Origin of the sequence: Streptomyces sp. cmx-18-6, from assembly GCF_046548915.1 — a bacterium.
Lineage (GTDB): Bacteria > Actinomycetota > Actinomycetes > Streptomycetales > Streptomycetaceae > Streptomyces.
The window spans coordinates 1-731 of sequence record NZ_JAEBEP010000042.1 but is presented as its reverse complement, the minus strand read 5'-3'; the positions used below and the strand labels follow the sequence as shown (position 1 = coordinate 731).

Genomic DNA, 731 nt, shown 5'->3' with positions numbered 1-731 from the left:
ATCAGCTGTGGAAGCTGACCCGCCCGGACAACCAGCACGACAAGCTCACGCGGGACAACCTCCTGGATCTGGAGGAACACCACCTGGTGAGGATCGAATCGGTCCAGGACGACCAGCGACAGGTGTGGGTGCTCACCAAGCGAGGACACCGCGAGGCGAAGAAGCTGCTGGAGCCGAAAGGCATACGAATCTCGGTGCTACGCGAAGAGGCGTACGACCCGGTTACGGGGGAGCTGCTCGGCAGCGGCTACGACGACCATGCCGCGGCGGTCACCTCCACGGCCGCCGAACTGCACCGCGCCGGGATCGGGCACCGGCTCGGCTTCCAGACCGAGATCGGCCACCGGCTCGGCAACGGGTACGTGCAGCGGGCGGATCTGGTGGTGCGGGCGCCGGACTCGAACGTGCCGGTCATGCTGCTGGAGATCGACCGCCGTACCGAGGACGCCCACGACCTGGTGCACAAGCTGCGCCGGTACTGGCAGTGGGGCCGACTGCTGCCGCCGGACGCGGACAAGCACACCACGGACCTGGCCCGCTCCCGGCCGGACGCGATCGAGCACATCGACCACGACAAGCGGCTGTGGCGCCGCATCTACCCGCCGACCGGCCGGGAGGGCCTGGCGCCGGTGGCGTTCGTGTTCGCGGACACCACGGACACGAAGATCGCCAACACCGTCGCCGTGCTGGAGGAGGCCGGCCGACCCTACTGGCCACCACGCCGGTACGAC

Annotated in this window: 1 protein-coding gene; it reads left to right on the top strand. The window is 69.1% G+C overall.

Translation table 11 applies throughout. The features are described 5' to 3' along the window. The coding region (locus tag ACLJPL_RS34040; protein WP_411084813.1) for a replication-relaxation family protein at positions 1 to 731 on the top strand (731 nt) is incomplete at both ends.